A 23,882-nucleotide genomic window follows, 5' to 3' on the forward strand; every position below is an offset into this window, starting at 1 on the left:
ATGGACAAAATATGCTGAAAATCAACAACCTGCACGCCAAGCTTGAAGACGAAGACAAGCAGATCCTGAAAGGGGTCTCGCTGGAGGTTCCGGCGGGTGAGGTGCATGCGATCATGGGGCCGAATGGCTCGGGTAAGTCCACGACCTCTTATGTGCTGTCGGGGCGTGACGGCTATGAGGTCACCGATGGCAGCGCCACGCTGAACGGCGAAGACCTGCTGGAGATGGAACCGGAAGAACGCGCCGCTGCCGGACTGTTCCTCGCCTTCCAATATCCGGTCGAGATCCCCGGTGTCGGCAATATGACCTTCCTGCGCACGGCGCTGAATGCGCAGCGCAAGAATCGCGGCGAGGAAGAGCTTTCGGCGGCGGATTTCCTCAAGCTGATCCGTGAGAAGGCCAAGGCGCTGAACATTGACGCGGATATGCTGAAACGCCCGGTCAATGTCGGCTTCTCCGGCGGCGAGAAGAAGCGGAACGAGATCCTTCAAATGGCGATCCTCGAACCGAAGATGTGCATTCTCGACGAAACCGATTCCGGGCTGGATGTCGATGCGATGCGGCTGGTGGCCGATGGCGTGAACGCGCTGCGCTCGCCCGAGCGGGGCTTTCTGGTCATCACCCATTACCAGCGGCTGCTGAACCACATTCAGCCGGATGTCGTTCACATCATGGCCGACGGGAAAATCGTCAAAACCGGCGGGCCGGAGCTGGCGCTTGAGGTCGAGGAAAACGGCTACGCGAATATCCTGTCGGAGGTCGCCTGATGTCCGATACCGCAGTTCAGACCCGGCAGGTGACGCCGGAGGTCGCGGGCGAGGGGCATGACCCGGTGCTGTCGGCGCGTCTCGACGCGCTCGATCTGCCGCAGGGTGGGTTCACGGCGCCGGCCCGCAAGGACGCGCTGACACGGCTGCGCGATATGGGCCTGCCGAAGCCGCGTGACGAGTATTGGCGCTACACCAACCCGGCTTCGTTCAATGCGGCCGTACCCGCGCCGCTGCCGCTGGCCGGAAAATCCCCGGACAGCCCGTTATTCGAGGATCTGGACCGTCTGAAGCTGGTTTTTGTCGACGGTGTGTTCGATGCGGCGGAATCCGACGATCTGGCGCTTGACGGGGTGGAGATCGACATGCTCGCCTCTGCCGATCAGAACGGCACCCATTGGGCCGGTGCGCTTTACGGCACGCTTGAGGCCGCGTCGCAGGAACGCGTGGCCCGTCCGATGGGGGCGCTGAATACGGCAGCCGCGCGGGATGGCGCGCTGATCCGTGTCAACGCGACGCCCTCGCGCCCGGTGCATATCATCCATCGTCGCCGGGATGAGGATGCGGATGTCTATTACCACCATGTCATCCAAATCGGGGCGGGGGCGGAATTCACGCTCTTGGAAACCGGCATGACCGGCGCGCGCTCGAACCATGTGCTGGAGGTCGATCTGGCCGATGGCGCGAAGTTTCACCACATCACGGCAAAACGGGCCGGGCATCAGAAAATCGGCTGGGGCGGGGTCTTTGCCCGCGTCGCTGCGAATGCGCAGTTCAAGGCGTTCACCCTGTCGGTGAACGGCACCATGATGCGGCACGAAGCGGTGATCGACATTGTCGGCGACGATGCGGTCGCCCATATCGCGGCGGCTGTGCTGGGCGATGCGGATCGCGGCGATTTCCATCATGACGACACAGTGTTCATCACCCACGCCGCCGAGCGCTGCGAAAGCCGTCAGGTGTTCAAGAAAGTGCTGAAAAACGGTGCCAAGGGCATTTTCCAGGGCAAGATCCTGGTCCAGCCGGGCGCGCAGAAAACCGACGGCTACCAGATCAGCCAGGCGCTGTTGCTGGACGATAACAGCCAGTTCCTCGGCAAGCCGGAGCTGGAGATCTATGCCGATGATGTGCAGTGCAGCCACGGCTCCACCACCGGCGCGATCGACGAAACTGCGCTGTTCTATCTCCGCTCACGCGGGGTGCCGAAGGAGCGGGCGATTATCCTGATGATCCTGTCCTTCCTCGCCGATGCGCTGGAAGAGGTCGAGGATGAGGGGCTGCGTGAACAGATCAGCAACCGGCTGGATGCATGGCTGACAAGGCACGCCTGACCGGCGGGATCGTCCCCCGCATCGCTGCAAGCTGGCGGCGTCCGGGGCAGGTGGTCAGAAGCCTGTCGCCGATGAGCGATCCGTCGCAGCTTGCGGTGCTGATGGGGGCGATGCTGATCTTTCTGCTGGCGCAGTCGCCGGGACATGCCCGTGCGGCATGGCTAGATCCCTCGGTTCCGCTCGGCGGGCGTATTGCCGGGGCGGTGATGGCGCTGTTCTTCATCATGCCATTGGTCGCATATGCTGTCGCGTGGGTTGTGGCGGGGTTGTCGCGCCTGACACCGTCGCGTATCTCCCAGTCGGATTCCCGGCTGGCGCTGTTCTGGGCGCTGCTGGCGGTCGGCCCGGCGATGCTGCTGTCCGGTCTGGTCGAGGGCATGGTTGGACCCGGTGCCGCGCTGTCCGCGACGCGGCTGCTGGCGGGGCTGGGATTTATCTTCATCTGGGGCGCGGGTCTACGCGCCCTGTCGACAAGGCGATAATCATGGATCTGGTCTCGCTCGCCCGCAATACGTTCCGCGCGCCCGATCTGGCGATGCGCCATCTGCGCGCGCTTGACCTGCCGCTGGCGGCGCGCTGGATGGCGCTGATCCTGTCGGTCGCGCTGTCGACCCTGCTGACCGCGATGAGCCTTGCGCTGTTTCCCGCCGGCATCCCGCTGGTGCTGGTCCTTCTGGTACAAAGCCCGATCCAGTTCGCGCTGTTGCAACTCGGCGGGCTTGCGATCTGCGTGTTCCTGCTGTCATCGCTCGGCAGGATGCTGGGCGGGCGCGGCGATTTCGCGGATTCGCTGCTGGTCGTGGCTTGGGTGCAGCTTCTTTATGTCGTTATACAGGCCGCGCAGCTTGTGCTGATGCTGGTGCTGCCGCTTGTCGCCAGCCTGTTCGGGATGGTCGCGACCGTCATCATGTTCTGGATCACCGTCAGGCTGGTCCGCGCCCTGCATGGATTTTCCAATAGTTTTCTCGTCTTCCTCGGCCTGCTGGCCGGGATCCTGCTGGCCGTTTTCCTGCTGTCCTTCATCGCGGCGGTACTTGGCCTGATTCCTGAAATCCCACCCGAGTTATTGCAATGAGTTTCGATGTCACCGCTGTTCGCGCCGATTTTCCGATCCTGTCGCGTCAGGTGAACGGCAAGGATCTGGTCTATCTCGACAGCGGCGCCTCGGCGCAGAAGCCCCGGCAGGTGATCGAGGCGATCACGCGCGCCTATGAGGGCGAATACGCCAATGTCCATCGCGGGCTGCACTACCTCTCCAACCTCGCCACGGAGAATTACGAGGCTGTGCGAGGCATCATCGCCCGTTTTTTGAACGCGCCGCATGAGGATGAGATCATCTTCACCACGGGCACGACGGAGGCGATCAATATGGTCTCCTACGCCTGGGCCGCGCCGCGCCTCGAACCCGGTGACGAGATCGTGCTGTCGGTGCTGGAACATCACGCCAATATCGTGCCGTGGCATTTTCTGCGCGAACGTCAGGGCGTGGTGCTGAAATGGGTCGCACCCGAACCCGATGGCAGCCTGCCGCCGGAGAAGGTGCTGGCCGCCGTCGGCCCGAAGACGAAGCTGATCGCCGTGACCCATATGTCGAATGTCACCGGCACCGTTGTCGATGTCGGCGCGATTGCGCGCGGTACCGATGTGCCGGTGCTGGCCGATGGCAGTCAGGCGGCGGTGCATATGCCGGTCGATGTCGGCGCGCTCGGAGTCGATTTCTACGCCATCACCGGCCATAAGCTCTACGGCCCCTCCGGCTCCGGCGGGATCTGGATCCGCCGCGAGCGTCAGGCGGAGATGCGTCCCTTCCTCGGCGGCGGCGACATGATCCGCACGGTGACGCAGGACGGCGTCGAATATACCGACCCGCCCCTGCGGTTCGAGGCGGGAACCCCCGGCATCGTCAACCAGATCGGCCTTGGCGTGGCGCTGGAATATCTGATGGGGCTGGGGATGGAGAATATCGCCGCCCATGAGCGCAGCTTGCGCGACCACGCCCGCACCCGCCTGCGCGAGTTGAACTGGCTGACCGTGCAGGGCGACGCGCCGGATAAGGGCGCGATCTTTTCGATGACGATGGAGGGGGCGCATGCGCATGACCTCTCGACCATCCTCGACAAGCGCGGCATCGCCATCCGCGCCGGAAGCCATTGCGCCATGCCGCTGATGGATTTCTTCGGCGTCACTGCCTCGGCCCGCGCCAGCTTCGCGATGTATAACACGCTGGAAGAGGTCGATGCCCTGATCGACGGCCTGCAATTCTGCCGCGAGCTTTTCGCCTGATCGCCGGTTTTCGCGCAACCCCCATTGCGGCGCGCGCCGATACCGGCTAATCACCCCGGCAGGCACCCGTAGCTCAGCTGGATAGAGCGCTGCCCTCCGAAGGCAGAGGCCAGAGGTTCGAATCCTCTCGGGTGCGCCAAAGCACTCCCTGCACTGCCCGGTTCAGATCAACCCTTGGTCGCGACCATGTCGGCCAGCACCTCGTCCACGGTTTGTAACCGGCAATAGCCGCTGAATGCTTTCAGCGCGTTTTGGTGACGCTCGGGCGTGTAGCTGGCGCAGGCGTCGTGGGCGCAGACCATGTAATATCCGCGATCGGCCCCGTCGCGTATTGCCATATCAACGCATTGATCGGTGACGAAGCCGACCACGATCACATTGTCGATGCCGAGATTTCGCAGCACATAGTCGATATTGGTCGAGTTGAAGACCCCGGAGGAGGTCTTGGGCAGGATGATTTCATCGCCTTGCGGGGCGACCTCGTCGATGACCTGTGCCAGCGGCGAGCCTTTTGGGATGTGCATATTCGACAGCTTGTGATCGAGCGAGCGGTCGCGACCGTCCTGCGTCAGCGACTCGATCACGGTATAGACCACCTCAGCCCCTGCCGATCTTGCCCCGTCGAGAAGGCGGCGCATGGCGGGCAGGGCGGTTTCCCGCAACTCACTGTAAAAGCCGGGATGCAGTTCCTGCACCTCCGGGGTGATTTCCGCGTTCTGGGCATCGACCACCAGAATGGCCGTGCGTTTGGGATCAAGCTGCCTGTCGCGCCCGGTATAATTTGCCAGCGTGGTTCCTGCCTGTGACATCATGCACTCCGTCGAAAATAGAGCGTGACCGGCGCGGTTGCCGGTCACGAATTGCCGTTTCAGATTATTGCACGGGGGGCCCGTGCGGCGGTTCCGGCTTATTCCTCCGCCGGGCGCCAGATCGATTCGACGCTGAACTCGCCACCATCGACGGACACGATGGAGATCGGCTTCGGCGGCACCATCGTGTCGCGCGTATAGCTGATTGTGCCGGTCACGGCGGGGAAATCGCGGGTCTCGGCCAGCGCGTCGCGGATCGCGGCGGGATCGGTGGAATCGGCGCGGGTGATCGCATCGGCCAGCAGGTTCACGGCGTCGTAACCCAGCGGGGCGAAGCTGTTTTCCGGTGCGTGGCCATACTCAGCGGTGTAATCCTCGATGAACTTGCCGACTTCGGGCCGGTCATCGGCCAGATAGGTGTGGGTCGAGAACCAGACCTTATTGGCCAGATCCGGGCCGGGCATGGTGGAGACGAGCTGGGTGTCAAAGCCGTCACCCGACACGATCGGCATTTCGATGCCCGCCTCGCGGATCTGCTTGACGGTCAGCCCTGCCTCGGCCGGGATGGCGGAGATGAAGACCGCATCCGGGGCCGGATCGAGCGCGCTCAGCCGGGCGATCTGGGCGGAGAAATCGGTGTCCCCGATCATGAAGCTGTCTTCGGCTGTGATGGTGCCGCCCTTCTCCTCGACGCGCTGCTTGAAGAAGGTGGAAAGCGCCTTGGTGAAGTCCATCGACTGGTCGGTCCAGACAGCGAAATTCTTGAAGCCGAGCTCGTCCATCGCGTAGTCGGCAATTGCGAATGACTGGTCGTCATCGCCGAAGGCGGTCATGAACATATAGTCACCGACCCATGCCGGCAGTTCCGGGTGCGTCGCGCCGGAGGTCAGGAACGGGATGCCCGCCTCCTGGAACAGCGGTGCGCCGGCCATGACGAAGGTCGTGTCGGACTGGCCGAACCCGGCGACAATGCCTTCGGATAGCACACGCTGGGCATTGATCGCGGTTTCCTGCTGATCGGTCTTGCCGTCGGGGGCGATGATCTCGATCTGCTGACCCAGCAGGCCGCCATTTTCGTTGATCTGTTTTGCGGCAAGCTGCGCGCCGGAGAGCGACGGACCGTCCAGCGAGGACATGCCCCCGGTCAGATTATACAGCGCGCCAAGCTTGATCGTGTCCTGCGCCATTGCGCCCGGCGCGAGGGCGAGGCTGATTGCGGTGGCAGCGAGTAGTCGTTTCATGGTTTTTCCCTGTGGCTAAGTTCCTGAACCGGAACATTTCTTCCAGCAACTTTCCCCGGCAGGCAAAACGCGGCAAGGTGAGAGCCGCGCGATACAGCCGGAAACACGGTGCTGCCTCGAATACTGGCAGTATGGCAGAGACTATGTCAAACGGAAGATACATTTTTACTGGATGAGCGGCAGATTGTTTGATTTGATACAGATGAGCATTGCAGTTGCCACGACGCTGGATTTGAAAGGATCTGCATGAACGACCAAGGCGGAACATCACATTTGCCGTCGGATCCTCCCTGGGCTTCGGCGGATGAAGATCTCATGGCAGGTCTGCGCAAGATGCTGCCGGTCCTGAGCGCGCGCGAAACCCGGGTCGCGCATTATCTGATCGCGAATTTTCCGATCAACGGACTTGGCACGGTGGCCGAGGTGGCGGAGGCCAGCGGCGTCAGTACCGCGACCGTGCTTCGCCTTGTCAAACGTCTCGGCTATGCGGGTTATCCGCAATTTCAGGCGGAGCTGAAATCCCAGCTTGAAATCCGTTTGCAGTCGCCGTTGGTCCGGCTGGAACGCCCCGAGCAGGCTGATACGGATTTTCTGGACAGCTATTTCAGCGATCTCGCACAAGCGATGCAGCAGATGCGATCGGGGCTGGACCGCACGATCTTCGACGCGATTGTCGAGCTTCTGGCCGATCCGAAGCGGGATATTCACGTTCTCGGTGGCCGTTGTTCGGGCCATGTGGCGCGGTATTTCGTGGATCTGCTGATTTCACTGCGCCACAAGGTCTATGCCGTCGATGCCGATATTCACCGGCATCCGGCGCAGCTTCTTGGGATCACCCGCAATTCCGTCGTCATTGTCTTCGATGTGCGGCGTTATCAGGAAGACCTGAATAACTTCGCCTGCATGGCTGCCGAGCGGCGTGCCAAGATTGTCCTGCTGACCGATCCGTGGCTGTCGCCGGTGTCACGCGTTGCCAATCATGTGCTGACCTTTCCGATCATCTCGCCGTCGATCTTCGATCTCATGACCGGGGGCATGGCGGTCGCGGATGCATTGCTGGGGGCCGTGGCCCGCGCCAGCGGTGAAGCGGGGCGTGAGCGTATGGAGCGGCTGGAGGAACTGCGCACCGAACAACGGCGCATATTGACCGATACCGTCTAGCCGGATCGGGCGGCGGGTCGAACAGAATAACGACAAATGAGAAAGTGACAGGAAGGCCGGATGAAACGGGAAGAAATTACAACGATCATCACCAGCGACCTTGGCGGTCAGACCCGGGGCAAGGGGTATCCGACGCGGGATCGTGAAAGCCGGATGAAGCGCGGCATCGGCTGGACGCCGACCAATTCCATGATTACGCCGCTCGGTCCGATTGCGCCTTCGCCCTGGGGACCATGCGGCGATCTGGCGCTGCGGCCTGACCCCGACACCGAAACCCGTGTCGATTTCAATGACGACAGCGCCGTCGAGAGCTTTGTTATCGGGGATATCCTTCATCTTGACGGGACGCCCTGGGATGTGTGCCCGCGCGGCTTTCTGAAACGCGTGCTTAATGGGTTGGAGGAACGGCACGGCCTGTCCGTGAAAGCGGCGTTTGAACATGAATTCGCGTATCTCGGCGTCGATGAGCGGGCCAATTCGCCCTATGCGCTGGACTCGGTGCGGCGGCAGGGGCGCTTTGGGGAGACCTATCTGGGCGCGCTTGAACAGGCTGGGATCACGCTCGATACCTTCATGGCCGAATACGGGCCGCGGCAATATGAGGTGACGGTCGGGCCCGCCAACGGCGTGACGGCTGCGGACCAGGCGGTCATCATCCGTGAACTGGCGCGGGCGACCGCGTGGCGGCAGGACCAGCAGCGCGTCAGTTTCACCCCTCTGCTGCGGCCCGATGCGGTCGGCAATGGCGTGCATGTGCATTTCTCGCTGTCCGAAACGGCCAGCGGGCGTCCGGTGAATCACGATCCCGATCACAAGGACGGCCTGTCCGAAACCGCCGGGGCGCTTCTGTCCGGCATGCTGGCGAAAATGCCGGCCTATCTCGCCATGACCGCGTCATCACCGGTCAGCTATTACCGGCTGAAACCGAACCGGTGGAGTGCTGCCTATAACAATCTCGGTTATCGTGACCGCGAGGCGGGGCTGAGGATCTGCCCGGTTTTCGACGAAAGCAAGATTACGGATCAGTATCATTTCGAGTACCGGGCGGCGGATGCCACGGCCAGCCCGTATCTGCTGCTGGGCGCGATACTGGCGGCAGGGCTGTGGGGGCTGGATCAGGGGCTGGAGCGCGCGAAAGTATTCGAGGGCGCGCCGCAGGATTTCGACGAGGCGCATAATCAGGCGCTTGGCGTCACCCGCCTGCCGACCTCGCTGGAAGAGGCGCTCGATCTGTTCGAGGCCGACACGGATCTGGAGCCGATCATCACGCCGACGCTGAAATCCGCCTTCCTCGCCAGCAAACGCTTCGAGTTGTCTTTGATGAAAGATCTCGACGCAGAGGCGCGCTGCGCGCGCTATGCGGAGATTTACTGAGCGTTAAGGGGCAGGGGCCGGCGGCACGCGTCGGCCCTTAACCGGCAGCATCCTGTGCCAGCCGCGCGATCAGGCTGTCGGTCGTTTCCGTCACGCAGTAACCGCCAAAAGCCCGCAGCGCATTTTTGTGCCGCGCGCGTGTGTCGGTGGCGCAGCCATCCGAGACGCAAATCATGTGAAACCCGCGATCCGCCCCGTCCCGGATCGTGTGATCGCAGCATTGATCGGTGAGAAACCCGGTAACGATGATCGTATCCAGACCGATATTGCGGATCAGATATTCGAAATTCGTCGAGTTAAACAGCGATGATGAGGTTTTCGGGATCACCATTTCATCCGCGCCCGGTTTCAGTTCGTCGATCACCTTCGCGTCGTCCGAACCCTTGGCAATGAAGAAATTTGACAGCTTGTAGTCCAGCGAACGGTCGCGCCCGTCCGCCGTGGCGTTTTCCATCACCGTATAAATCACCTCGACCCCAATAGACCGCGCCGCGTCGATCAGCCGGGCGATATTGGGGATGACGATGCCGCGCGCATCCTCGTAAAATTCTGGCCGGGGCTGGCGGTTGGCCTCGTCCATCACCCAGTTTTGCGTATCGATGACCAGCAAGGCGCAGCGGGCGGGTGTCAGCCTGTGGCGGCGGGTCGCAAAGATGTCCTGCTTGCGGGGGGTGGTCATTGTTTCATCTCCGGTCGGAACAGGCGGGTGATCCAGCGCGGCTCACCCGAACCGAACAGCCCGGCGGGGCGGAAGCGCAGCACCAGCACCAGCATCAGGGCGACGATCATCTGGGACAGGCCGTAAAGTCCCATGCTCTCCTCCAGCGGTTTCAGCGACTCGCCCAGAAGCGTGATGACAAGTGCGGCAAGAACGGCCCCGATGATGGAGCCGGTCCCGCCAAGCACGACCATCGCCACGAGGTTGAACGCCAGCACGATGCCGTAGCTGCGCGGCGTGACGACGGTGATCAGATGCGCCATGAACGCGCCCACCACCCCGGCGATGATCGCACCCAGCACAAAGGCGATCAGCTTGACGCGGGCGGTTCGGACCCCGATGCACTCGGCGGCAAGCTGGTTTTCGCGCGTGGCCATCATCGCCCGGCCCAGAGAAGAAAACTTGATCCGCCACACGATCAGCAGGACCAGCATCATCAGCCCGGCGCACCACCAGATATTGGTCAGCCGCGGGATGCCGGACAGCCCGGAACCGCCGCGTGTCAGCCCCTGCCAGTTGATCGCCAGCCCCTGCACGATCACGATCAGCCCCAGCGTGGCCACGGCGAGGTAATGCCCCTTCAGCCGCAGCACGATGATCCCGATCAGAAAGGCGATCAGACCGACGATGACGGCGGCGCTGATGACCGACAGGACGAAGGGCATCTGCCACGACACGAACGGCTCCGGCAGGGCAAACAGCATGGTGGATTTCCGTGCCACCGGATAGCCGAGAACGGCGGCGACATAGGCCCCGACCATCATGAAAGCCGGGTGACCCAGCGAAAACAGCCCGGTCAGCCCGTTGGTCAACTGCATCGACACGGCAAGCGTGATATTCAGGCAGGCCAGCGCGGCCAGCGTCAGCCCATAGGCGCTTGCCTGACCGGAAAACGCCCAGAGGGCGGCCAGCAACAGCAGCACCAGCGCGGCCAGCCTCAGCCCGGCGGCGGCAGGGCGCATGGCGGCGGGACCCTGTCCCGGCGCGGCGGCGATGGCGGGATCAGGCGCGTTCTTCGACATGGCGCATAAACAATCCGGAAGGTTTCACAAGAAGGATCACGATCAGCAGAAGGAAGACGAAGCTGTCCCGGTAAGAGGCATATTCGGGTGGCAGCAGCCCCACGAACAACACCTCTGCCATGCCCAGCAGATAGCCGCCCAGAAGCGCCCCGCCGATGGAGCCGACGCCGCCGATCACGCAGGCGATAAAGGCTTTCAGCCCGGGGGCGAGGCCCATCAGCGGATGGATCTGGCCGAATTTCCCGCCCCACATCAGCCCGGCAATCGCCGCGAGGCCGGAGCCGATGGCGAAGGCCGCAAGGATGGTGCGATTGACCGGCACGCCCATCAACTGCGCGGCCAGCAGGTTTTCGGATGTGGCGCGCATCGCCGTGCCAAGCCGGGTCCGGTAGACGACGAACAGCAGTGCTGCGATCAGCACCACGGCCATCACGATAATGGTCAGATCGGTTAGTGAGGCGCTGACCCCGCCGATCTCCACCCTCTGCCGCATGACGGCGGGAAACTGAAAGCTGCGCTGCTGGCCCGACAGCAACAGAAGCGCACCGTTCTGGATCAGCACCGACACGGCCAGCGTCGCAATGAACCCGGTTACCTGCGTGGCCGAGCGCATGGGGCGGAAAATCACCGTCTCGATCGTCATCCCCGCACAGGCACCGACCACCAGCACCAGCAGCGCGACCAGCGGCCACGGCATCCCCATCTGCACCATGGCCAGCGAGGCGAAGGCGCCGATCATCACCAGATCGCCATGCGCGAAATTGATCAGCCGCACGATGCCGTAGATCATTGAAAAGCCGATGGCGATCAGCGCGTAGAGACTGCCGAGCGACAGGCCGTTGACGATCTGCTGGAACAGATACTGGCTCATTCCAATTCCCCCAGATAGGCGCTGCGGACTTGCGGGTTTTCAGCAAGCTCCGCGCCGGTGCCGCTCAGGATGATGCGCCCGTCCTCCAGCACATAGCCCCGGTCGGCGGTTTCAAGCGCCATCGCCGCGTTCTGCTCGATCAGCAGGATGGTCACGCCGTCGTCGCGAAGCTGCTCGATCACGTCGAAAATCCGCTCGATATATTGCGGGGCAAGGCCGAGCGACGGCTCGTCCAGCAGCAGAAGCACCGGATCGGACAGAAGCGCGCGCCCGATGGCCAGCATCATCTGCTCGCCCCCCGACAGCGATCCTGCCGCGACATCGGCACGTTCGGCGAGGATCGGGAACAGCTCATGGACATGCGCGAATTCGGATTTCAACCGGCTGCGATCCTTGCGGGCATAGGCCCCCATGGTCAGGTTTTCCCGAACGCTCAGCGAACCGAATATCTGCCGCCCCTCCGGGCAATGGACCAACCCGGCGCGCACGATGCTGTCGGGCGCGGCCGTGGCAGGGTTTATCTCGCCGTCGCGTCCGGTGAAGCTCATCGTGCCGGAGAGCGGGCGCAGCAGACCCGAAATCGTGTGCAGCGTGGAACTTTTGCCCGCACCATTCGCGCCGATCAGGGTCACGATCTCGCCCTTGCGAACCTCCAGCGAGACATCGTGCAGCACATGGGTCGCGCCACGGCGCAGGTTCAGCCCGTCGATTTTCAGCATTACCCCGTTCATGCCGGTGCCCCCGCGTGATGGGACAACCCCTTGCGGCGGGTGCCCAGATAGGCCTCGATCACCGCCGGGTTGCGCTGGATGTCGCGCGCGGTTCCGCTGGCGATAAACTTGCCCCGGTTCAACACCTGTATCCGGTTGCAAAGCGACATCACCAGCCGCATGTCATGTTCGACCAGCAGCACCGCGATCCCGTCCTCATCGACAAGCGACCGGATCAGTGCCGTCAGCGTCGCGGTTTCCGAGGTGTTCAGACCGGCGGCGGGTTCATCCAGCAGCAATATCCGGGGCTCAAGCGCCAGCGCGCGGGCAATCTCCACCCGCCGTTGATCGCCATAGGACAGATCGCCAGCCCGGCGGTCCCGGTGCTGGGACAGCCCGACCCGCTCGATCACCTCCGCCGCGCGGTCCCGGATCGCGGATTCGGCGCGCCAGAAAGCCGGAAGCTGCGCCAGCGTCGCCAGCAGCCCCGCACCCATCCGCATATGACCCCCGCTCATGACGTTATCGAGCACGCTGAGATCCTCGAACAGGCGGATATTCTGGAATGTCCGGGCAAGTCCGGCCTGTGCAAAGCGGTTCGGCGGCTGCCCCGTCAGATCGACGCCGCCAATGCTGACGCGCCCGGAGCTGGGCGGCAGAACCCCGCTGAGCATGTTGAACACGGTGGTTTTTCCCGCCCCGTTCGGCCCGATCAGCCCAACCAGATCGCCGCGCGCCAGTTCCAGATCATAGGATTCGACAGCCGTGATACCGCCGAACCGGCGGGTAATCTGTTCTGCTGCGAGCAAGTTTTCTGTGTTCACCGTGGGTTACCGCCCGGATGAGTTTTACCGATCAATGTGCCGGAAGCTAAGCAGACCAGACCGGCGCGGTCAATCGCAAGATACATCTTGCACCGATCCGGATCGAATGTATTATTTTGTTCATCCGCGCAGCGGTCTGTTTTTCCTGTGCCGGAAATGCCGCTCAGGCAGTTTGTCCGTTTCCCCTCGATCATTGGATGTCGTCGCATGCAACAGCTTCTCTCCCCTCATGAGCCGCACCCGCTGGAGGCGCATAACAGCGCCGGAACCTCGGATTTCGTTGTCATATGCGAGCATGCGGGACGCCTTATTCCCGGGGCGCTTGGCGATCTGGGGCTTGATGCGTCCGAACTGACGCGCCATATCGCATGGGATATCGGTGCGCGTGAGATCGCGATGGCGCTTGCCGACAGGCTGGATGCGCCGCTTTTCATGCAGCGCTACTCGCGGCTGGTCTGCGACTGCAATCGCCGGCCCGATGTGGACAGCTTCATGCCGGTCATCAGCGAATCCACGGAAATCCCCGGCAACATGAACGTCTCCGCAGATGCGCGCGCGGCGCGGGTTACGGAAATCTTCAACCCGTTCCACGATCACGTCAGTGCCGAGCTGGACAAGCGTCGTGCAGCGGACCGGCGGACGCTGCTGGTGACGATCCACAGCTTTACGCCGGTCTATAAAGGTGTCGAACGGCCGTGGGAGATCGGCGTGCTGTATAACCGCGACAAGACCCTGTCGCCGGCAATGCTGGAACTGCTGCGGGCGAAAACCGATCATGTCGTGGGTGACAACCAGCCTTACGCGGTCGGGGACGAGACGGATTACGCGATCCCGGTACATGGCGAGGCGCGCGGCTTGCCCTGCGTGGAAATCGAGATTCGCAACGACCTGACCACGGGTGACGCGCAGGCCGAATACTGGTCCGCGCTGCTGGCGGATATGCTCACGCGGGCGGCGAAAGGGCTGTAGCTTTCGGCCCGCCTGTGCCTTGTGTCAGACGCCCAGCACTCTCCGCCCGGCGAAACGTCCGACGGCGCCGCAGATCAGGATGCCCAGCGAATACCAGACGGTATAGAAAACCGGCGCATCCTCGTTGCAATGCAGCGCATAGATCGCGGCACCGAACGCGCCTGCCAGCAGCCCGGCCTTCAGCCCGGCCCGTTCGGGGTGGGTGATGACGGTCCGGCACAGCGCGGCGAAAATCGCCACCCCCGGCAGCAGGGACAGGAACGGGATAGAGGTCAGACAGACCCGCCAGGACGACCCCATCACGGCGGGTGCAAGGTTCTCACGCGGCATGAAGCCCAGAAACAGGCCAGCCGCGATCAGCGCGGGCAGGGCCAGCGGCCAGAGCGCACGCCCGGAACCCGGCTCCGGCCACAGCAGGATAAGGAGCAGGGCGAGACCAAGCGGCAGGACGAATTTCGCCGCAACCAGCGGGTCGGACAGAATCTCGGGCAGGTCGGGCCTGACCGACCAAAACAGGGCGACCAGCACGACCGAGGCAACCAATCCGGCCAGCAGCCGCACCGTCATCCGGGGCGGGTTCAGCCTTGTATCGGCGGCAAGCGCCTCTATCAGTTCCTCGGTCTTCATTCCGTTTCATCCTTCTGTGCCATCGCCTTCAGGCGGTTGAGTGCGCGGTGAAGCGCCACGCGCATGGCCCCGGCGCTGAGCCCGAAATTCCTCTGTATCTCCGCCTCGTCCCGGCCCAGCAAAGCATGCGCGCGGATCAGGGCAGCATCCCGTGTCGTCAGCCGGGACAGCATCTGTTCCAGCATATGCCCGGCCAGCGGGTCCGGCGTGGCGGGGTCGGGCAGGCTGTCGGCCAGATCCTCGACCGGCTCATGCCCGCCACGTCGCCTGCGCAGCGCATCAATCGCCTTGTGGCGCAGGATCACGCGCACCCAGGCCATCAGCGGGCGGTTCCGGTCCCAGCTCGCTCGTTTCAGATGGATCACGAGCAGGGTTTCCTGAACCACGTCCTCGGCCAGATGATGCGCATCCTGTGGCAGCACGCCCCAGGCCAGACGCCGCAGCACCGGCGTCAGCGCAACCAGCAGCCGATGATGAGCACCGGCATCGCCCGCAAGTCCAGCGCGCATCAGCTTTTCAAGATCCGCATCTTCCATATTCTGACTGCCTTACGCCGCCTTGGCGCTGCTTGTTACAGCCCGAATGTAAAAAAATCCCGGAGAAATTGCATCTTTCGATGTAACGAAGCCGGGGCTGCGCTCGTCATGTCCTGTGAAGATGCGGACATCTTCGTCAACAGGAAAGGACCTGACATGAACAGCAAGACCCTGATCCTCGGCGCAGCCGCCGTTGCCGCCACCAGCTTCGCCGCCAATGCCGAAACCAAGGCGGAAATGGGGCAGGAAAAATGCTACGGCGTCGCGCTGGCCGGTGAAAACGACTGCGCCGCCGGGGCGGGCACGACCTGTGCCGGTACGTCCAAACTCGACTACCAGGGCAACGCGTGGTCGCTGGTGCCCGAAGGCACCTGCATGACGATGGAACTGCCCGGCATGGATGACGGCATGGCCCGCATGGGCTCGCTGGAGCCGCTGGAGCGCGATCTGCCCGACGCATGACCGACGCGGCTGGTGCGGGTCTTGTTGCGATCCGCGCCAGCCCTGCCCAGAAGAATGGAGCATATCATGGCCCTGCCAAAATCCGTTGGAGTCGGTTTCAAATCCGCCCATGCCCCCGATCTGATGCAATCGCCGGGCGCGGTCAGCTGGCTGGAGATCCACGCGGAGAATTACCTTTTCGACGGTGGCCCGCGCATGGCGCTTCTGTCAGAGATGTCGTCGCGGTTTCCGATTTCGGTGCATGGCGTCGGCATGTCCATCGGCGGGGCGGAACGGATCGACCCGGAGCATCTGGCGCGGGTGGCGCGTCTGGTGGAACGGATCGAACCGGCAAGCTTCTCGGAACATCTGGCTTGGTCGACCCATGAGGGGGCCTATTTCAACGATCTGTTGCCGCTGCCTTATACGCAAAAGACGCTCGACCTGATCTGCGGCCATATCGACGAGGTGCAGGACCGGCTGGGCCGGACCATGCTGTTGGAAAACCCGTGAAGCTATCTGGCCTTCGACGAAAGCAGCTGGTCGGAGCCGGATTTTCTGGACGAGATCAGCCGCCGCACCGGCTGCGGCCTGTTGCTCGACGTTGCTAATGTGTTCATATCGGCCAATAATCTCGGCGGATCGGCGCAGGATTACCTGTCGACCTTCCCCGTGGGGAAGGTTGGTGAGATCCATCTGGCGGGGCCGGATGCGGATGGCGGGGACGACGCGCTGCTGATCGATTCCCACTCCCGGCCCGTCCCCGATCCGGTCTGGTCGCTTTATGCCGATGTGATTGCGCGGACCGGCCCGGTGCCGACGCTGATTGAATGGGATAATGACGTGCCCGCATTCGAGGTTCTGGCGCTGGAGGCCGCGCGGGCGAGCCTGATCCTGACCAAGCGGGCCGCCGCATGAGCGGGTTTTCCGAAGCCTTGCTGTCGCCCGATCTGCCGCCCCCGCCGGGGCTGACGCTGCCGCAGGGTGGAGATGCGGGGCGGCGCTTCGCGGTCTATCGCAACAATGTCACCGTGGCGCTGTCGGATGCGCTCGCGGCGAATTTTCCGGTCATCGCGAGCCTTGTCGGTGAGAGATTTATGGCGGCGACCGCGGGGCTGTTTCTGGTTGATCACCCGCCGAAATCCCCGGTTCTGGCCGAATGGGGCGAGGATTTTGCGGCGTGGCTGGCCAATTATCCCCCGGCGGAAAGCCTGCCCTATCTTCCTGACATGGCGCGGTTGGAGCAACTCAGCCGCGAGGCGCTGCATGCCCGCGATGCGCGCCCGGTCGATCCGCAGGAGATCGCAGCCCTGCCGCCCGAGCGGCTGGAAAGCTGGAGGCCGGAACCGCACCCGGCGGCGCGGGCGATGAAAACCCGCTGGCCGCTTCTGCATATCCGCAATCACGCGCTTGGCCGGAAGCAGGTGGTTCAGGATAGTGGGGAAATCCTGCTCACCCGGCCCGCGCTGACGCTGATGCTGACCGCAGCCCCGGCGGGGACGGCGGATGCGCTGGCGCGGCTGGTGCAAGGGGCGACGCTGACCGAGGCGTTGCAGGACGCGGCGCGGCCCGGTGAGGTTCTGGCCTGTCTGCTGGGGCAGGGCGCTTTGGTGGAGGAAGGGGCATGATCGAGATGTTGGACAGGATGACCCGCAATCTGGACCGGCTGGCCCCCGACCTGCTGCCGCTGATGGCGCGGCTGTCCTTTGTCGCGGCGCTTGGCAGTTTCTTCTGGCGCGCTGCATTGACCAAGCTGGACGGGTTCGGGCTGAGTGCGGGCGCATATGCGCAGATCCTGCCGAAACTGGCTGAGGCGAGCGGGTATGATGTTCAGGCGATGCCGCTCTGGGCTGATCTGGTGGTTGCGTTCGGGACGGTGTCGGAACTCATGCTGCCGGCGCTGCTGCTGGTGGGTTTGCTGACGCGGCTGTCGGCTCTGTCGATGATGGGATTCATTCTGGTCATGAGTCTGACCGATATATACGGCCATGGCGTTCCGGTCGCCGAGCTTTCGCCACGGCTTATGTGGCTGGCCTTGCTGGCAGTACCGTTTCTTATGGGCGGGGGATGGCTTGCGCTTGATCGGTATCTGCCCCTTGCCCGGCTGGGCCGGGCGGTTGTGCGGGTCTGATGGCCGCGAATTAACTGACTTCAAATTGTTGAAAGATACTATCCGGAATTTTTTAATAAATTCAGGTTGTTCATCAGATATTATGACCCGATCCGAAGGTTCATTTCCGCGATCACCTCGCAGGTCCGTCGATTTCCGTCTACTTGTCGAAGCGGATGCTGTGCAGGGCAGGCGCGGGCTGCCTTATTCTATCGGCGATTATTATGACCGGGATCCCAACCGGCCGAGATTGCATCAATTTGTCGCCGTGATATTCCCTGTTAGGAAATGTGAATGGGCAAATCGCTCATAATGTAGAAGGACTGTTAAAAATGTATGTCAGAGCTCTCGCTGCCGTTATCGCTTTTGGAACGCTGAGCGCCTGCGCGATCTCGCCCAAGGATTTCGAATCGCAGCCGGTTCTGGTGGACACGGCAATGGGGCCGGTGATCTGCCAGCTTTATACCCCTGAACAGGTGACGTGGGACCGCTCGATCGGTCGTCCGAATGCGATGGATGTGGCAACCGCCGACACGATTTGCCGTAATGAGGGGAAGCGGATTATTCAGGGTGGGGAGCCGGTTTACGCACCGACAACCACAGACGCGGCGGCGACCGAGCTTTAATCCCGGGCTTTGCATCAGCATAGTGCCCGCGCGATGCATAAAGCGCGGGACCGGAGATGATCCGTCCACGCCATGAATGAAAAGGCCGCCCGGTTTTCCGGACGGCCGCGTCCATCATTCGGCTTTGGCGTCAGACCGGCACGTTGTCGAACAGATCCACATCTTCCGACGGATCGTGGCGATAGACGATCCTTTGGCCTTCGGCATGGCTTCCGCGCCGAAGCAGCTTGTGCATCTTCAGTGCGACCCGGCGCTTTTCTGAATCACTGGCGGCAAGGTAATGCCGCTCAATTTCTTGCAGTTTTTCGTTCACGTCGAACGGTGTCATGGCAGCCTCCCAGCTCTGGCAAAAATGCGAGCGCCCCGGCGGTGACGGGACTTCAGCAGGGGCACCCACGAGGTACAGCGGGGTAATCTCAGATAATCGAAAAAAATGCCTCGCAGTTGCAGCGGATCGTCCTTCCTCCCAGAAAATCACGATCAACTAACGGTATCATAACAGGTTTATTGCCGTCGGTTAATGACAGTTTTGTATGATTCGCCCGCATCTCGGCGGGAAGCCGCCCAAATGGGCGGCTTTGCCTGTTTTCTCAGCTTTCAGCCATGTCAGCGGGCAAGGCCGAGGTTTTGCAGATAGGCGGCAGAGGGCAGGATGCCATCCTTGTTGCGCAACTCCAGAATGAGTCGAGGCTCGCTTGTCAGGGTGGCGAGTGCTGCGAAAACGGCGGGCCAGCCGATATTGCCGTTCCCGATCTGCCAGTGGCGGTCGGCGTAGCCGTCAGCGTCCTGAATATGGATGTGCTGCAGACGGTTGCCGGCGCGGTAGACGTAGTAATCCACAGGCGGCGCGCCGGTCGATCCATAGGCGTAATGCGCGTGCCCGGTGTCGATTGAAACGGCAATCGCGGGGCTGTCGAAACTATCGGCCAGTTCGCAGCGGGAATCGGGGTCCTTGTCCTCGATATTTTCGAGAACCATCGTGATATTTGCGTTCTCGGCGCGGGAGATCACCGGGTCCAGCGTCTCATGGACGAGGTTCAGCACCTCCTCGCGGGAGCCCTGCACATTCTCGAAGTTATTATAGTTCCATGTCGTATAGGGGCTGTGGATGACCATCTGGGTGGCGCCCAGAGCCTCGCAGACGGCAAGGCCCTGCTCCATGCGGCGGGTGACGAGGGCGCGGATGTCCGGGTCCGGGTTGGCGAGGCTGAGGCCCCAGAACGGCCCGTGGATCCCCAACCGGCCCTTATGGCCATCCAGCAGCTTGCGGGCGCGGTCCACAAGGGGCTGCCAGTCGCCGTTCAGCACCTCGGCGGTGATGAAGTCCTGCAGTTCCAGATCACGCGGATCGGCGAGCATCCAGTCGCGAAGCGTCTCAAACGTGTCGAGCGGCATTGCCGCGCCGAGAAGGGGAAGGCTGGTCATTCGGTCATTCCTGTACAAAGCAGATGCTGGTTATGCGCAAACGCAGCCCCGCCTCTAAGCGATGTGAATGACAAAGCGGTGACGGGTCCCGGCGACCGCGGGCAGGTTCCTGCTGCCGGACCGAATTGTCACGGTTCCTTTTCGGAAGGGTCGCGATCCTGTCGTGAAGAGTTGATTTATCGCTTATGTCCGCGTGCTGACGAAATCACATGTCCACGGCGGATAACGGTCTCGGTTGAGGCCGCTCCCAGATCATGCATCCCCCGCTGCCGCAATTGCCGGGGTGACAGGAGAGTGAAATGTTCAGACTTAATCGCCGCCACGCGCTTGGACTGATGGGCGCGACCACGGGCAGCCTGCTGCTGCCGGGCTATCTGCGCGCTCAGGCCAGCCGCCCCTCGATCACCATTGCCGTTCAGAAGATCACCAACAACAACACGCTGGATGTCTGGAACGAACAGTCCAATGTCGGTGAGCGGGTGTTCTTCCCCAATCTTTGGGAAGGTCTGATCCTGCGCGACTGGATGGGCGATCAGGGCCCGGTTCCCGGTCTGGCGACGGAATGGAGCCGCATTGACGACAAGACGATTGAGCTGAAGCTGCGTCAGGGCGTCAAGTTCCACAATGGCGACGAGATGACGGCTGAAGATGTCGCGTTTTCGTTCTCGCCGGAACGTGTGTTCGGCGACACCCAGCCGATTGGCGGTCAGACGATCTTTGCCGAGAACTACAAGCCCGCCACGCCGAAGGATCTGCCGGCGAACGTGCCGGGCGTCGGTCGGCGCCTGTGGCCGTCGCTGGAGGGGATCGAGATCGTGGACGACTACACCGTCCGCCTGCGCAATGCGACGCCGGATGTGACGCTGGAAGGCCGTCTCTATTCCTATGGCAGCCAGATCACCAACCGCCGCGCCTGGGAAGAAGCCGCGACCTTTGCCGAATGGGCGGTGAAGCCGATCACCACGGGCCCGTATATGGTTGGTGAGTTCCGCCCCGACGTCTCGCTGACGCTGCTGGCCCATGACGACTACTGGAATGGCCGTCCGCCGCTGCAACAGATCACCTTCCTCGAAGTGCCCGAGGTTGCCAGCCGCGTGAACGGTCTGCTGTCCGGCGAATATGATTTCGCCTGTGACCTGCCGCCGGATCAGGTGGAGCAGGTGCAGAATGCGGATGGGTTCGAGGTTCAGAACTCGACCATCTGGAACCACCGGATTTCGGTGTTCAACACCCAGAACGAAGTCCTCGCCGATCCGCTGGTCCGCCGCGCCATGACCCACGCCATTGACCGTGAGGCCATCGTGCAGTCGCTCTGGGGCGGCATGACCAAGGTTCCGGCAGGGCTTCAGTTCGAAAGCTTCCGCACCTCCGACATGTTCATCGAGGGCTGGACGGCCCCGGAATATAACCCGGAACTGGCGCGCGAGCTGCTGACGCAGGCTAATTACAAGGGCGATGCGATCCCGTTCCGCCTGCTGAACAACTACTACACCAACCAGGTTTCCAACGGTCAGATCATGGTCGAGATGTGGAAACAGGTCGGCCTGAATGTCGAGATCGAGATGAAGGAGAACTGGGGCCAGATCCACGATCCCGAAGGCGTGAAGGGCGTGCGTGACTGGTCGGCCTCCAACTCGATCAACGATCCGATCACCCCTATGGTGGTGCAGTTCGGCCCGAACGGCGAAGTGCAGCAGAAGCGCGACTGGTCGAACGCCGAACTGAACGAGCTGTCCGTGGTCATGGAAACCTCGACCGACCGGGCCGCGCGCAAGAAGGCAATCGCCCGCATGCTGGAAATCGCCGAGCGCGAAGATCCTGCCTATCAGGTTCTGCATCAGAACGCCGTGTTTACCGGCATGCGTTCGGATCTGAACTGGAAGGCCGCGCCTGCCTTCGCGATGGACTTCCGCGCATCGAACTGGCCGACCAACGGCTGATTGCGTGACCGCTGATCGCCCCGGACGCTTCGGTGTCCGGGGCATTCCGTCCAGCTATCCGCCATGCGCGGCGAAGATCCGGTCGGATCGGGGCAAGAGGAAAAGGTCATTACATGGCGAATCTGGTCGAGATCCGGGATTTGCGGGTCGCCTTTGACGGCGTGCCGGTCTTGCATGGCATCAATCTTGATGTCGCGCCGGGTGAAGCGCTTGGCCTCGTCGGTGAATCCGGTTGCGGGAAATCGGTGACATGGCTGGCGGCCTTGGGCTTGCTGCCCTCCAAGGCGCGGATCGAAGGCTCGGTCCGGCTTGAGGACGAAGAAATCTGTAACGCGCCCCGGACGACGCTGGAGTCGGTGCGTGGCGGTCGGATCGCGATGATCTTTCAGGACCCGTCCAGCGCGCTGAACCCGGTGATCCGGGTCGGTCGGCAGCTTTGCGAGGCGCTGCGCCTGCATAAGGGGCTGCGCGGTCAGGCGGCGAAGGATGAGGCGCTGCGGCTGATGGATATGGTGGGGATACCCGACGCGCGTGGCCGCTTCGGCCTGTATCCGCATGAGTTCTCCGGCGGGCAATGTCAGCGCGTCATGATCGCGATGGCGCTGGCGGGTGAGCCTGACCTGCTGATCGCGGATGAACCGACAACGGCGCTTGACGCGACGATTCAGGCACAGATCCTCGATCTGCTGGCGCGGCTGCGGGGCGAGATGGGGATGGCGACGGTGTTCATCAGCCATGATCTCGGTGCCGTGGCGCAGATATGTGAGCGGGTTTGCGTCATGTATGCGGGCCGGATTGTGGAGCAGGGGCGGGTTGACCAGTTATTCGGCATGCCGCGCCATCCCTATACGCGTGGCCTGTTCGATGCGCTGCCGCGGCTGAACGGTCCGCGCGCGCCGCTGGTCCCGATCCGGGGGACGGTTCCCGATCCGCGCGACCCGCCGCCGGGCTGTGCCTTTGCGCCGCGCTGTTCGCGGGCGCAGGATTTTTGCGATCAGGCGGTGCCGGAGATGCTGCCGCAGCCCGACGGACGCCTGCTTGCCTGCGCCTTTCCGGTGCCGGAGGAACCCGCAACGGCGCGTCAGCTTGAGGAGATGGCGCAATGAGCGCGTTGATCGAAGCCAACGACCTCGTCCGGGTCTACACCTCCCGCAAGGGGCTGTTCGGCAAGCCGGTTGCGATGCGCGCCGTCGATGGCGTCAGCCTGCATGTCGCGCGTGGCGAAACGCTGGGCGTTGTCGGTGAAAGCGGATCGGGCAAGTCCACACTGGGCCGTATGCTGCTGGGCGTTGATCCGGCGCAAGGCGGCGAGGTGCGCTTTGACGGGGCCGTGCTGCCGGAAAAGGGGACGCCGCAATGGCGCGCGATCCGGATGCGGATGCAGATGGTGTATCAGGACCCTCTGGCCGCACTCGACCGCCGCCTGACGATTGCGAGCCAGATCCGGGAGCCGTTGGAAATTCACGGCATCGGCGATGCTGCCGCCCGCGAGGCCCGTGTGGAAGAGCTGATGCAGTCGGTCGGTCTGCGCCCCGATCAGGCCGGACGCTACCCGCACGAGCTGTCGGGCGGTCAGCGTCAGCGGGTGGTCATTGCGCGCGCGCTTGCGACAGCGCCGGAATTGCTGGTCTGCGATGAACCCGTCTCCGCCCTCGATGTCTCGATTCAGGCGCAGGTGATCAACCGGCTGCGCAGGCTGCGGGATGAAAACGGGCTGGCGATGATCTTTATCAGCCATGACCTGAAAGTCGTGCGCAATCTCTGCGACCGGGTTGCGGTCATGTATCTGGGCAAGATCGTCGAGGAAGGCCCGGTTGAGGACGTCTTTGCCACGCCGCGCCATCCCTACACGCGGGCGCTGCTGTCATCGGTGCCGGAGCCGGGGCAGCGTCTGGACGGGCGGATCATCCTGCAGGGTGAGCCGCCCAACCCGGCCAAACGCCCGAGCGGCTGTGCCTTCCATCCGCGCTGCCCGGAGGCGTCTGAGATCTGCCGCACCAACCTGCCGGAGATGCAGGAGACGGGCCGTAATTGCCGGGCGGCCTGCCATCACCTCGACCGGACCGGCCCGGTCCGCCGCGCAGCTTAAAGGGAGGA

At 62.9% G+C, this 23,882-nt stretch carries 27 protein-coding genes, 1 tRNA gene and 1 pseudogene; 17 read left to right on the top strand and 12 right to left on the bottom strand.

The annotated features are described in order from the left end of the window. The first annotated feature begins 11 nt into the window (after window positions 1–11). From sufC to PAF12_RS04650, 6 genes are all read left to right on the top strand, one after another. Complete coding sequence (sufC, locus tag PAF12_RS04625) at window positions 12–767, top strand: Fe-S cluster assembly ATPase SufC (RefSeq protein ID WP_271108826.1); 756 nt, start codon at window positions 12–14, stop codon at window positions 765–767. Further along, window positions 767–2,098: a SufD family Fe-S cluster assembly protein gene (locus tag PAF12_RS04630; protein ID WP_271108827.1), complete on the top strand. Its 1,332-nt coding sequence runs from the start codon at window positions 767–769 to the stop codon at window positions 2,096–2,098. Before sufC ends, PAF12_RS04630 begins: the two co-directional genes overlap by 1 nt. Further along, window positions 2,077–2,580 carry a hypothetical protein gene (locus PAF12_RS04635; protein WP_271108828.1) on the top strand — a complete coding sequence of 168 codons (504 nt, stop codon included), beginning with the start codon at window positions 2,077–2,079 and terminating at the stop codon, window positions 2,578–2,580. Before PAF12_RS04630 ends, PAF12_RS04635 begins: the two co-directional genes overlap by 22 nt. 2 nt (window positions 2,581–2,582) lie before the next feature. Further along, a complete protein-coding gene (locus PAF12_RS04640; protein ID WP_271108829.1) occupies window positions 2,583–3,173 on the top strand; it encodes a Yip1 family protein in 591 nt (196 codons plus the stop codon). Next, window positions 3,170–4,381, top strand: coding sequence for a cysteine desulfurase (locus PAF12_RS04645; protein ID WP_271108830.1), 1,212 nt, complete (start codon window positions 3,170–3,172; stop codon window positions 4,379–4,381). Before PAF12_RS04640 ends, PAF12_RS04645 begins: the two co-directional genes overlap by 4 nt. A gap of 62 nt (window positions 4,382–4,443) precedes the next feature. Beyond that, window positions 4,444–4,520 (top strand) — tRNA-Arg (locus tag PAF12_RS04650). A gap of 28 nt (window positions 4,521–4,548) precedes the next feature. Here PAF12_RS04650 and PAF12_RS04655 read toward each other — a convergent pair. Further along, a complete protein-coding gene (locus PAF12_RS04655; RefSeq protein ID WP_271108831.1) occupies window positions 4,549–5,190 on the bottom strand; it encodes an isochorismatase family cysteine hydrolase in 642 nt (213 codons plus the stop codon). Window positions 5,191–5,288: 98 nt separating this feature from the next. Continuing rightward, a complete protein-coding gene (locus PAF12_RS04660; RefSeq protein ID WP_271108832.1) occupies window positions 5,289–6,431 on the bottom strand; it encodes an ABC transporter substrate-binding protein in 1,143 nt (380 codons plus the stop codon). Window positions 6,432–6,746: 315 nt separating this feature from the next. Between PAF12_RS04660 and PAF12_RS04665 the strand changes: the two genes are divergently transcribed. Both PAF12_RS04665 and PAF12_RS04670 read left to right on the top strand, forming a co-directional pair. After that, window positions 6,747–7,592 carry a MurR/RpiR family transcriptional regulator gene (locus PAF12_RS04665; protein ID WP_271108833.1) on the top strand — a complete coding sequence of 282 codons (846 nt, stop codon included), beginning with the start codon at window positions 6,747–6,749 and terminating at the stop codon, window positions 7,590–7,592. Between the two features lie 60 nt (window positions 7,593–7,652). Next, a complete protein-coding gene (locus PAF12_RS04670; protein WP_271108834.1) occupies window positions 7,653–8,966 on the top strand; it encodes a glutamine synthetase family protein in 1,314 nt (437 codons plus the stop codon). A 37-nt stretch (window positions 8,967–9,003) separates the two neighbouring features. Here PAF12_RS04670 and PAF12_RS04675 read toward each other — a convergent pair whose 3' ends face one another. From PAF12_RS04675 to PAF12_RS04700, 6 genes are read right to left on the bottom strand one after another with little or no spacing between them, the layout of a single operon-like run. Then, window positions 9,004–9,645, bottom strand: coding sequence for a cysteine hydrolase family protein (locus PAF12_RS04675; protein ID WP_271108835.1), 642 nt, complete (start codon window positions 9,643–9,645; stop codon window positions 9,004–9,006). Continuing rightward, window positions 9,642–10,706 (bottom strand): branched-chain amino acid ABC transporter permease, encoded by a 1,065-nt coding sequence (locus PAF12_RS04680; RefSeq protein WP_271108836.1) that lies wholly within the window; start codon window positions 10,704–10,706, stop codon window positions 9,642–9,644. Before PAF12_RS04680 ends, PAF12_RS04675 begins: the two co-directional genes overlap by 4 nt. Continuing rightward, window positions 10,687–11,577, bottom strand: a complete 891-nt coding sequence (locus tag PAF12_RS04685; protein WP_271108837.1) for a branched-chain amino acid ABC transporter permease — start codon at window positions 11,575–11,577, stop codon at window positions 10,687–10,689. The genes PAF12_RS04680 and PAF12_RS04685 overlap by 20 nt, the downstream gene beginning before the upstream one ends. Next, window positions 11,574–12,296 carry an ABC transporter ATP-binding protein gene (locus PAF12_RS04690; RefSeq protein WP_368045169.1) on the bottom strand — a complete coding sequence of 241 codons (723 nt, stop codon included), beginning with the start codon at window positions 12,294–12,296 and terminating at the stop codon, window positions 11,574–11,576. Before PAF12_RS04690 ends, PAF12_RS04685 begins: the two co-directional genes overlap by 4 nt. Before the next feature lie 8 nt (window positions 12,297–12,304). Continuing rightward, window positions 12,305–13,111 (bottom strand): ABC transporter ATP-binding protein, encoded by an 807-nt coding sequence (locus tag PAF12_RS04695; protein WP_271108839.1) that lies wholly within the window; start codon window positions 13,109–13,111, stop codon window positions 12,305–12,307. Next, window positions 13,108–13,305 (bottom strand): hypothetical protein, encoded by a 198-nt coding sequence (locus PAF12_RS04700; protein WP_271108840.1) that lies wholly within the window; start codon window positions 13,303–13,305, stop codon window positions 13,108–13,110. The genes PAF12_RS04695 and PAF12_RS04700 overlap by 4 nt, the downstream gene beginning before the upstream one ends. Window positions 13,306–13,318: 13 nt before the next feature. Between PAF12_RS04700 and PAF12_RS04705 the strand changes: the two genes are divergently transcribed. Further along, on the top strand, window positions 13,319–14,080 hold the full coding sequence (locus PAF12_RS04705) for an N-formylglutamate amidohydrolase (protein WP_271108841.1): 762 nt from the start codon (window positions 13,319–13,321) through the stop codon (window positions 14,078–14,080). Between the two features lie 24 nt (window positions 14,081–14,104). Here the strand turns inward: PAF12_RS04705 and PAF12_RS04710 are convergent, their stop codons facing one another. After that, window positions 14,105–14,707, bottom strand: coding sequence for a DUF1109 domain-containing protein (locus PAF12_RS04710; RefSeq protein WP_271108842.1), 603 nt, complete (start codon window positions 14,705–14,707; stop codon window positions 14,105–14,107). After that, window positions 14,704–15,243, bottom strand: coding sequence for a sigma-70 family RNA polymerase sigma factor (locus PAF12_RS04715; protein ID WP_271108843.1), 540 nt, complete (start codon window positions 15,241–15,243; stop codon window positions 14,704–14,706). Before PAF12_RS04715 ends, PAF12_RS04710 begins: the two co-directional genes overlap by 4 nt. Window positions 15,244–15,399: 156 nt before the next feature. Here PAF12_RS04715 and PAF12_RS04720 point away from each other — a divergent pair, with 156 nt between their 5' ends. The 5 genes and pseudogenes from PAF12_RS04720 to PAF12_RS04740 all read left to right on the top strand — a co-directional run bounded on the left by PAF12_RS04720 (window position 15,400) and on the right by PAF12_RS04740 (window position 18,420). Then, entirely contained in the window at window positions 15,400–15,705 is a 306-nt protein-coding gene (locus PAF12_RS04720; protein ID WP_271108844.1) for a DUF2282 domain-containing protein, read from the top strand. Window positions 15,706–15,759: 54 nt separating this feature from the next. Next, window positions 15,760–16,602, top strand: a pseudogene (locus PAF12_RS04725) (DUF692 family multinuclear iron-containing protein). Then, the gene (locus PAF12_RS04730; RefSeq protein ID WP_271108845.1) at window positions 16,599–17,312 is read left to right on the top strand and encodes a DNA-binding domain-containing protein; all 714 of its coding nucleotides are present in this window, start codon (window positions 16,599–16,601) and stop codon (window positions 17,310–17,312) included. The pseudogene PAF12_RS04725 and the gene PAF12_RS04730 overlap by 4 nt, the downstream one beginning before the upstream one ends. Next, entirely contained in the window at window positions 17,309–17,815 is a 507-nt protein-coding gene (locus PAF12_RS04735; protein ID WP_271108846.1) for a DoxX family membrane protein, read from the top strand. Before PAF12_RS04730 ends, PAF12_RS04735 begins: the two co-directional genes overlap by 4 nt. 311 nt (window positions 17,816–18,126) lie before the next feature. Continuing rightward, on the top strand, window positions 18,127–18,420 hold the full coding sequence (locus tag PAF12_RS04740) for a hypothetical protein (protein ID WP_271108847.1): 294 nt from the start codon (window positions 18,127–18,129) through the stop codon (window positions 18,418–18,420). Window positions 18,421–18,550: 130 nt separating this feature from the next. On the opposite strand, the gene PAF12_RS04745 is transcribed toward PAF12_RS04740, so the two are convergent. Further along, window positions 18,551–18,904, bottom strand: a complete 354-nt coding sequence (locus PAF12_RS04745) for a hypothetical protein (RefSeq protein ID WP_271108848.1) — start codon at window positions 18,902–18,904, stop codon at window positions 18,551–18,553. 122 nt (window positions 18,905–19,026) lie between these two features. After that, window positions 19,027–19,845: a sugar phosphate isomerase/epimerase gene (locus tag PAF12_RS04750; RefSeq protein WP_271108849.1), complete on the bottom strand. Its 819-nt coding sequence runs from the start codon at window positions 19,843–19,845 to the stop codon at window positions 19,027–19,029. Window positions 19,846–20,144: 299 nt separating this feature from the next. On the opposite strand from PAF12_RS04750, the gene PAF12_RS04755 reads away from it, so the two are divergent. The 3 genes from PAF12_RS04755 to PAF12_RS04765 all read left to right on the top strand — a co-directional run bounded on the left by PAF12_RS04755 (window position 20,145) and on the right by PAF12_RS04765 (window position 23,874). Continuing rightward, window positions 20,145–21,785 carry an ABC transporter substrate-binding protein gene (locus PAF12_RS04755; RefSeq protein ID WP_271108850.1) on the top strand — a complete coding sequence of 547 codons (1,641 nt, stop codon included), beginning with the start codon at window positions 20,145–20,147 and terminating at the stop codon, window positions 21,783–21,785. A 113-nt stretch (window positions 21,786–21,898) separates the two neighbouring features. Beyond that, window positions 21,899–22,891, top strand: a complete 993-nt coding sequence (locus PAF12_RS04760; RefSeq protein ID WP_271108851.1) for an ABC transporter ATP-binding protein — start codon at window positions 21,899–21,901, stop codon at window positions 22,889–22,891. Next, window positions 22,888–23,874 (top strand): ABC transporter ATP-binding protein, encoded by a 987-nt coding sequence (locus PAF12_RS04765; protein WP_271108852.1) that lies wholly within the window; start codon window positions 22,888–22,890, stop codon window positions 23,872–23,874. Before PAF12_RS04760 ends, PAF12_RS04765 begins: the two co-directional genes overlap by 4 nt. Window positions 23,875–23,882: the final 8 nt, after the last annotated feature.

The sequence above is a fragment of the Paracoccus sp. SCSIO 75233 genome, assembly GCF_027912675.1.
GTDB lineage: Bacteria > Pseudomonadota > Alphaproteobacteria > Rhodobacterales > Rhodobacteraceae > Paracoccus.

Coding starts and splice junctions, on each gene's coding strand:
- sufC (WP_271108826.1), top strand. CDS start 12: ATGCTGAAAATCAACAACCTGCACGCCAAGCTTGAAGACGAAGACAAG.
- PAF12_RS04630 (WP_271108827.1), top strand. CDS start 767: ATGTCCGATACCGCAGTTCAGACCCGGCAGGTGACGCCGGAGGTCGCG.
- PAF12_RS04635 (WP_271108828.1), top strand. CDS start 2,077: ATGGCTGACAAGGCACGCCTGACCGGCGGGATCGTCCCCCGCATCGCT.
- PAF12_RS04640 (WP_271108829.1), top strand. CDS start 2,583: ATGGATCTGGTCTCGCTCGCCCGCAATACGTTCCGCGCGCCCGATCTG.
- PAF12_RS04645 (WP_271108830.1), top strand. CDS start 3,170: ATGAGTTTCGATGTCACCGCTGTTCGCGCCGATTTTCCGATCCTGTCG.
- PAF12_RS04655 (WP_271108831.1), bottom strand. CDS start 5,190: ATGTCACAGGCAGGAACCACGCTGGCAAATTATACCGGGCGCGACAGG.
- PAF12_RS04660 (WP_271108832.1), bottom strand. CDS start 6,431: ATGAAACGACTACTCGCTGCCACCGCAATCAGCCTCGCCCTCGCGCCG.
- PAF12_RS04665 (WP_271108833.1), top strand. CDS start 6,747: ATGGCAGGTCTGCGCAAGATGCTGCCGGTCCTGAGCGCGCGCGAAACC.
- PAF12_RS04670 (WP_271108834.1), top strand. CDS start 7,653: ATGAAACGGGAAGAAATTACAACGATCATCACCAGCGACCTTGGCGGT.
- PAF12_RS04675 (WP_271108835.1), bottom strand. CDS start 9,645: ATGACCACCCCCCGCAAGCAGGACATCTTTGCGACCCGCCGCCACAGG.
- PAF12_RS04680 (WP_271108836.1), bottom strand. CDS start 10,706: ATGTCGAAGAACGCGCCTGATCCCGCCATCGCCGCCGCGCCGGGACAG.
- PAF12_RS04685 (WP_271108837.1), bottom strand. CDS start 11,577: ATGAGCCAGTATCTGTTCCAGCAGATCGTCAACGGCCTGTCGCTCGGC.
- PAF12_RS04690 (WP_368045169.1), bottom strand. CDS start 12,296: ATGCTGAAAATCGACGGGCTGAACCTGCGCCGTGGCGCGACCCATGTG.
- PAF12_RS04700 (WP_271108840.1), bottom strand. CDS start 13,305: ATGATCGAGGGGAAACGGACAAACTGCCTGAGCGGCATTTCCGGCACA.
- PAF12_RS04705 (WP_271108841.1), top strand. CDS start 13,319: ATGCAACAGCTTCTCTCCCCTCATGAGCCGCACCCGCTGGAGGCGCAT.
- PAF12_RS04710 (WP_271108842.1), bottom strand. CDS start 14,707: ATGAAGACCGAGGAACTGATAGAGGCGCTTGCCGCCGATACAAGGCTG.
- PAF12_RS04715 (WP_271108843.1), bottom strand. CDS start 15,243: ATGGAAGATGCGGATCTTGAAAAGCTGATGCGCGCTGGACTTGCGGGC.
- PAF12_RS04720 (WP_271108844.1), top strand. CDS start 15,400: ATGAACAGCAAGACCCTGATCCTCGGCGCAGCCGCCGTTGCCGCCACC.
- PAF12_RS04730 (WP_271108845.1), top strand. CDS start 16,599: ATGAGCGGGTTTTCCGAAGCCTTGCTGTCGCCCGATCTGCCGCCCCCG.
- PAF12_RS04735 (WP_271108846.1), top strand. CDS start 17,309: ATGATCGAGATGTTGGACAGGATGACCCGCAATCTGGACCGGCTGGCC.
- PAF12_RS04740 (WP_271108847.1), top strand. CDS start 18,127: ATGTATGTCAGAGCTCTCGCTGCCGTTATCGCTTTTGGAACGCTGAGC.
- PAF12_RS04750 (WP_271108849.1), bottom strand. CDS start 19,845: ATGACCAGCCTTCCCCTTCTCGGCGCGGCAATGCCGCTCGACACGTTT.
- PAF12_RS04755 (WP_271108850.1), top strand. CDS start 20,145: ATGTTCAGACTTAATCGCCGCCACGCGCTTGGACTGATGGGCGCGACC.
- PAF12_RS04760 (WP_271108851.1), top strand. CDS start 21,899: ATGGCGAATCTGGTCGAGATCCGGGATTTGCGGGTCGCCTTTGACGGC.
- PAF12_RS04765 (WP_271108852.1), top strand. CDS start 22,888: ATGAGCGCGTTGATCGAAGCCAACGACCTCGTCCGGGTCTACACCTCC.